The organism is Candidatus Amarolinea dominans (genome assembly GCF_016704685.1).
Lineage (GTDB): Bacteria > Chloroflexota > Anaerolineae > SSC4 > Amarolineaceae > Amarolinea > Amarolinea dominans.
Map to the genome: position 1 here is coordinate 21721 of NZ_JADIZS010000030.1, position 6382 is coordinate 28102.

The following is a 6382-nucleotide window of genomic DNA, read 5'->3' on the forward strand; positions in this document are numbered from 1 at the left end:
GCTTTCGCGCCAGGTGAAACGTCGGCGGACATGGCACAACAAGCCTATGTGCATTATAGCCCAACGCCGGGTACAACGCAATTGATCGCACAGCCGTAAGCCCATCTCAGGCCGGGGGCGAACCGGGCGACTGCCACACGTGCGCTTGAATCAGGGCCTTTCCTGATGAAATTCTCAGGTTTTTCCTGATTCCGGTGAGCGGCCAGAATCGCTACACTACACCGAACACGTTTGATTGTGCGGAGAAGCTATGCACGCGGAAATGACTACGGCCCTGTTCGTTGACTCGCCGTACATCGTTCTCACGCTGGATCGCCAGGGAGCCATCGTGGATGCCAACCCCAGCGCCCTGCGTCTGCTCGGTGAGCAAATTTGCGGTCGCGCCTGGATTGATCTGCTCGATCTGTTCAGTCAGGAAAAAGGCCGTTTGTTGCTGGCGAACAGTTGGCGCGACGGCAGCGCCAGCGATTGGGAAGTAGACCACGTCAAGCCTGATGGCGAGTTGATGTTAGTCAGCTACACGACCTTTCAACTGGGCACGGACAGCCTGCTGGCGTTGATCGGGCAGGACCAGAGCGAAAAACTGCAGTTGACCAGCCAGTTGGCGGCCGTCAACCAACGCCTGGAAGGGGCTTACCTGGCCCTGGAAAAAACGCATGCTGAATTGAAGCACACGCAGGCGCAGTTGGTGCAGTCTGAAAAGATGCGGGCCTTGGGCCAGATGGTGGCCGGCGTCGCGCACGAGATCAACAACCCGGCTGCGTTCGTGTCCAGCAACCTGGCGCACCTGGCTACGGTGCTGCCGGACTTGCAGGCGGTGTTCGCGGCCTATCAGCCGCTCAGGATGGTGGCCGATGTCGCCACCCGGGAGGCCATCGCCGCCGCCGAAAGCGCGGCCGATCTCGAATTTTTGTGGGCCGATCTACCGCAGCTCGTGCAAGAGAGCCAGGATGGCGTCACCCGCATTCGCGACATCGTGCTCTCGCTGCGCAATTTCTCCCGCCTGGATGAATCCGCGCAGAAGGACGCGGACATCAATGAGGGCCTGCGCAGCACCCTGCGGATCGTGCGGCCTCTGTGCCAGAATCGCATCGAGATCAAAGAGGCGTACGGAGATCTGCCGGTCATCTGGTGTCACCCTGGCCAACTCAACCAGGTGTTTCTGAATGTGCTCATCAACGCGGTGCAGGCCATCCCTGACAGCGGCACGATTTGGGTGAGCACCGCGCTGCAGGCTGACCAGGTGGTGGTCTGTCTGCGTGACAGCGGTGAGGGCATGGACGCGCAGACCCTGGCGCGTCTGGGCGAGCCGTTTTTCACCACCAAACCGGTTGGCGCCGGCACCGGACTGGGGCTGGCGATCAGCTTTGGCATCATGGAACGTCACCGGGGGCGGCTGCGCTACGAGAGCCAACCCGGCCAAGGAACCACTGTGTTTATCGAGATTCCAGCGCAAAGGAGACGAAGTGTATGAATCAGGAGATGACAGGCGTCACAACGGCGCCCGAGGCCACAGCAGTTCTAGCCGATTTTCAAGCCGATTACCTGAACGCGATGATTGCGGGTAGCGGCCGGCAGGCCGATCAAGTGATCACGCACGCGTTCGATCAGCAGGTGGTGGTCAATGATGTTTATATGAACATTCTGCAGACCACAGCCTATGAGATCGGGCGCTTATGGCAGGTCAACAAGTTCACGGTGGCGCAGGAACACCTGGCCACCGCCATCATCGAGCGCCAGATGGGGGACATGCATGGTCTCTTCAAACCGCAGACAGACCTGAAGCGCACCCTGGTGTTGGGCTGCGTAGAAAGAGAATTTCACCGCGTGGGCTGTCGCATGGTGGCCGATTTCATGGAGCAGGCCGGCTGGACCGTCTACTATCTGGGGGCCGCGGTGCCTGTGCGCGATTTTGTCAGCATGGCACGCAGCGTCAATGCCGACCTGATTGGCGTATCGGCGCAAATGGTCTACCATGTGCCGAGCATCACCAATTTCGTGCGTGAGTTCGACAGCCAGGGCATGGGCGGTATTCCGATCATGGCGGGCGGGTTGCCCTTCGTGCAACAGCCGGAACTCTATCGGGCCTTGGGCGTGCGCTTCAGCGGCGTGGATGCGCGCGCGGCTGTCACCCGAGCCAGCCAGGTTGCCTGAGCGGCCAAGATGTCAAATCATGGCAGGAAAGCTGCCATTCTGATGCAGGAGGGTTATCATGGATACAACGGTTGAGTTGAAGCCGGTCTCACCCGCGGCGCTGGCTGCGTATCGTAAACACAAAACCAGGATCGTCGAGAACGTCGTGGCGCGCGCGCTGGAGCAACCGGCAGAGGTGGCACAGCATGGGGATGATGCCGAACGGATCGTGACTGCCGGCATCGAATTCACCGCCCAGGTGTTGGAGAGCGTGATGCAGGTGGGCGACCCCGCGCTGCTCGACTATCAGCTCAGTTGGGCGCAGGATCGTCTGCCGCATGACGGCGTCTCTCCTGCATTCGTCCTGAGTCGTTTTCGCAACTTCGCCGACAGCGTAGCCGAGGCGCTGGCGCCCGCACACGCGCAGGAGGTCAATCAGTGGGTCAACTGGCTGATCAACCGGCAGCAAGCCCTGGTGAACGCAGCCGCATGAAAGCACACGTTCTGGTCATTGACGACGAGGCGCCTGTCCTGGCGGCGTTGCGCCGCCTGTTGCGTCGCGAGTTCGAAGTGTTCACCGCCAACTCCGGCGCTGAAGGTCTGGACCTCATGCAGACGAACGAGGTCCAAGTCATTCTGACCGATCAGCGCATGCCGGGCATGACAGGGGTTGATTTTCTGGCCGATGTCAAGACGCGCCACCCTGACGCCACGCGCCTGCTGTTCACCGGTTACGCCGATCTGGAGAGCGTCATCCAGGCCATCAATGAGGGCAACGTCTATCGCTACCTGGTCAAGCCCTGGAACCCGGATGAACTACTGGGCATGGTGCGTGAGGCCAACGAACGCTATGAGCTGATTGTGGCGCGACGCCAACTGATGGCTGAACTGCAGCGCATCAACGCCGAACTGGAGCAGCGCGTGCATCTGCGCACCGAGGAGCTGGCCGCGGCCAATGTGCAGTTGCGGGAGCTGAACCGCCTGAAGGATGATTTCATCGCCATCACCTCGCACGACCTGCGCTCGCCCCTGACGGCCATCCTGGGGGCAGCCGAACTGCTGCAGGACATCTCCTGGAAGGATAGCGATATCCGTGACGGCCTGTTGACCATGATCGAAGATGCCGGGCGACGCATGCTGGAGCTGGTCAACAACCTGCTGGACTTGGCGCGCCTGGAAGCCGGCGGGGCCGAATTGCATATCAGTACCGTCTCCCTGGCGCACCTCCTCGGTGAATGCATCAGCACCCTGGCGCCCGTGGCGCGGGGCAAAGCAATCGGCTGTGCGCTGGACATGGGGGCGGAGGTGCCGGACATTCAGGCGGACAACGCGCGCCTCTACCAGGTGTTCAACAACCTGCTGAGCAACGCGCTGAAGTTCACCGACGCGGGCGGGCAGATCAAGGTGTCAGTCCGCCTCAAGGAACCGGAGTGGGTCACGGTGTGTGTCACAGACACCGGGCGCGGAATTGCGCCAGACGATCTGCCCAAGTTGTTCAATCGCTTCAGGCAGACGAGCACCAGGGCCACCCGTGGTGAACAAGGTTCCGGACTGGGGCTTTCCATCGTCCGGCAGTTGGTACACATGCACCACGGCGAAGTGCATGTCAGCAGCACATTGGGGGTGGGCACCACCTTCACGGTGCGCCTACCGATCAAGCCGCCTGCGCAGGCCTGAAGGGTCAGCCTTGAACTGAAGTTCAGGCTGTTATGGGAAGTCCGCTGAAGCGGACTGGGGGCATGAGCGAATCTCGGCGATGCGCGTCGGTCTCGAAGGGCCTCGATTTCCTGCCACGAATTTCACCGATTTTCACGAATCGAGCTTCTGCCTTCGTGGCGGTTCGTGCAATTCGTGGCAAGAATCCGCCCAGCTTTCTCTGCCACGAATTTCACTAATTTGCACGAATCGAGCTTCTGCCTTCGTTTCGATTCGTGCAATTCGTGGCAAGAATCCGCCCTTGCTTTCCCTGCCACGAATTTCACTAATTTTCACGAATTCCAGGGTAGACGTTGCTGCTGCCCGCCTGCACCGCATGCGGCTTTGTCGCCTGCGTCCCCGCCCGACAATTCCCGGCGACGACGCACCGTACACATAGCTCCCTATAGTCGTGCTCGCCGTGGCATTCATCCTATCCTACCTTGATTGTACATCCCAAATTCAGCCACGGAAGTGGCTCAGGCCTCAATGGCACAGTGGGGTACGCTGTTGCGATAAGAAAACAAAGGACAACTGTGAAAGCGTCCATGTCGCGTATCCCTGAAGTAACAGATACTCTGTTCTCTCAACACGGGATACACCGCCATCAGTTGCTTAAGTACGTCTGGAGCATCTCTAAAACAGTAGAGCTGGTCGTCGTCGATCATCAGTGCCGCCGAAATCGTTTACTCGATGAAATACTTGCAGAAATAGCAGATTCTCAGTCGGGTGCGTTCAGGCAGTTGTCGTCTTAACTGCTCATCGCACCGCCCAAATCCGTGACTGCGTATCCAAATTGAGTCGATGCTGCAGTTTCGACGTATGCATCGTCAATGAGTTTGAGTTGATAGACGACGAGTCCCCTGATTCTCCGCCCGGCGTCCGATCCTCATAATAAGGATACAATCGCTCCTCAAGCATGGCGATCTGCAGGATACCATCATGGGATACAAGCACGTTGTGTGGTATCACGAGATAGCTACCATCGGGAAGCTCGTTCAAAACATCTGACGGTATGTGGAAGAATTTGACTTCATTCACCGGAACTCGCGATTCCCAATGCAAACCATTGCATCCCACTGACTACGATCACTTAACTGTGAGTACCGATGTTCAATCTGGACAATCTCCCTCTGGAATCACTCACAACATAGCCCAGCAATTGCCGAGCGACACGATTGTCTCGTTCTCGATTACGTTCAATCTCCCCCTATCGATTCAGTGAATTACATCATGTGGCGATAATGCTGCGATGCTGCAGAGGCAAGCAACCAACCTGCATCTAAGGCCACGCACGGGCTTTGGTGTCCGAATGAACTGATTCAGACGTTGCCACAACGATGAGTTTTCATCGGTCGGTCCTCCCTGGAACACGGAGGTGCCCAGGCCTGCCATGTTGCGGCGTGTATTCGGGCAAACCTAGATCAGTCTGGAGTGCCTCGCTCTCATAGCTCTCGAAAGGACTTGACCCAGTATTTATTGGGCCCCGCTTGTGTTTGGCCGTTCGGTGGGCAGTTCGTACAATACACGGATGCGCCATCGGGATCAATTCGTAGCTTACCGCTGCTACGGGCGAGGTCTGGCTTAACCGTCCCACAATTCAGACATATTGATCCTCCTGTCCCAATCCCCCCCACCATTGCCATCATCCCAAGAGCCGCATTCCCCCCATAACCGGACATCGCCTCAAAGATTACGCCATTGGTGGTGGCAGCGCCCAGCGCCAACCCGCCAGGTTTGCTGCGCCCAATTCCGCTGAGCTTGCGCATACCCGGTCGAGATGATGCCGTTGAATTCTTCAGTTGGGTTGAGTGGCTGATAGGCGCCTGCGTTCTCGCCAGGTGCGCCAGGTAATACTGATAATACGCTTGCTTGGCGCCGATTGGATCCAGTCTTCCTTGCCGCAGTTGCATTTCAATGCTTGGAGCGCATCTATGCCGCCACAACCATCATCTGCACTTGTTCCACAATGGCTGCGTGTCCGCTGGGATCGATGACCCGAGAGGTTGATTCCCGACGTAGCTGTACCGGTTCAGATTTGCGGATTTTGCGGCTGGGGAAACGATCGTATCCGTGGCCAGAAATCGCCCGATGAGCGGGTCGTACCAGCCGGGACTGGTAGAAATACAACGCCGTGCCGCTATCCCAACGCTGACCGGTGAAACGGTAGGTCGTCACCTGGTTGCCGGCGTTGTAACGCGCCGCACCAAAGGGATAGTAGCGCAACTCCGGTTGGTGGACGCCGCTGCTGGTCAGTGTCAGCGCGGTGCGAGCCAGATGGTCCGTCAGCAGGTAGAGAACACCGCCGCTGCTCCCCGCCACCCGCGCCGCGCCAGCGTAATAATACTTCACGACGGTCCCGTTGTCCAGTTCGTAAGGTAATTGCCGACGAAGACGCGTGACGCCGGCGATGGTCTCCTTGACCCGGTTGCTGTCGGCTCATAAAGACGTAGCTCGAAGTCACGCCGCCGCTCATGCCTGTCAGCCGGTTCTCGGCATTGTAGGTCAGCGTGATGTCCTGGCTGCCGTTGATGCGTCGTGTGCGTTGCCGTTC

Annotated in this window: 5 protein-coding genes; 4 read left to right on the forward strand and 1 reads right to left on the reverse strand. The window is 58.6% G+C overall.

Features of this window, described 5'->3' with window-relative positions:
• Nucleotides 1-250 precede the first annotated feature (250 nt).
• The 4 genes from IPF85_RS18805 to IPF85_RS18820 are packed head-to-tail and all read left to right on the forward strand — an operon-like array spanning nt 251 to nt 3810.
• On the forward strand, nt 251-1474 hold the full coding sequence (locus IPF85_RS18805; RefSeq protein ID WP_343409595.1) for an ATP-binding protein: 1224 nt from the start codon (nt 251-253) through the stop codon (nt 1472-1474).
• Nucleotides 1471-2154, forward strand: a complete 684-nt coding sequence (locus IPF85_RS18810) for a cobalamin-dependent protein (RefSeq protein WP_343409596.1) — start codon at nt 1471-1473, stop codon at nt 2152-2154. Before IPF85_RS18805 ends, IPF85_RS18810 begins: the two co-directional genes overlap by 4 nt.
• 58 nt (nt 2155-2212) lie before the next feature.
• Nucleotides 2213-2626: a hypothetical protein gene (locus tag IPF85_RS18815; protein WP_343409597.1), complete on the forward strand. Its 414-nt coding sequence runs from the start codon at nt 2213-2215 to the stop codon at nt 2624-2626.
• Nucleotides 2623-3810 carry a hybrid sensor histidine kinase/response regulator gene (locus IPF85_RS18820; RefSeq protein WP_343409598.1) on the forward strand — a complete coding sequence of 396 codons (1188 nt, stop codon included), beginning with the start codon at nt 2623-2625 and terminating at the stop codon, nt 3808-3810. Before IPF85_RS18815 ends, IPF85_RS18820 begins: the two co-directional genes overlap by 4 nt.
• Before the next feature lie 1950 nt (nt 3811-5760).
• On the opposite strand, the gene IPF85_RS18825 is transcribed toward IPF85_RS18820, so the two are convergent.
• Nucleotides 5761-6180: a hypothetical protein gene (locus tag IPF85_RS18825; protein ID WP_343409599.1), complete on the reverse strand. Its 420-nt coding sequence runs from the start codon at nt 6178-6180 to the stop codon at nt 5761-5763.
• Nucleotides 6181-6382: the final 202 nt, after the last annotated feature.

Bases quoted from the DNA above. Each gene is read 5' to 3' on its own strand.
- IPF85_RS18805 (WP_343409595.1), top strand. From the start codon at position 251: ATGCACGCGGAAATGACTACGGCCCTGTTCGTTGACTCGCCGTACATC.
- IPF85_RS18810 (WP_343409596.1), top strand. From the start codon at position 1,471: ATGAATCAGGAGATGACAGGCGTCACAACGGCGCCCGAGGCCACAGCA.
- IPF85_RS18815 (WP_343409597.1), top strand. From the start codon at position 2,213: ATGGATACAACGGTTGAGTTGAAGCCGGTCTCACCCGCGGCGCTGGCT.
- IPF85_RS18820 (WP_343409598.1), top strand. From the start codon at position 2,623: ATGAAAGCACACGTTCTGGTCATTGACGACGAGGCGCCTGTCCTGGCG.